General features: G+C 43.9%; 1 tRNA gene. It reads right to left on the reverse strand.

From position 1 onward, the window contains the following. Nucleotides 1-4: 4 nt before the first annotated feature. Nucleotides 5-81 (reverse strand) — tRNA-Arg (locus tag P20495_RS00005). Nucleotides 82-205: the final 124 nt, after the last annotated feature.

Raw genomic sequence — 205 nt, forward strand, 5'->3', positions numbered from 1 at the left:
AAAGTGGTGGGCGCAGGAGGATTCGAACCTCCGACCGCTCGGTTCGTAGCCGAGTACTCTATCCAGCTGAGCTATGCACCCACTTTCATAGATTGCTTATTTAAACTCTAAGCAGAGCGTATAAATTGAGGCATAAAAAAACCGATTTCCATCGGTTTATTTTTCTTACACTTAAAAGCGTATGAAAACATGAAAGTGGTGGGCG

It is taken from the genome of Pseudoalteromonas sp. BSi20495 (assembly GCF_000241185.1).
In the GTDB taxonomy this organism is placed as follows: Bacteria; Pseudomonadota; Gammaproteobacteria; order Enterobacterales; family Alteromonadaceae; genus Pseudoalteromonas; species Pseudoalteromonas fuliginea.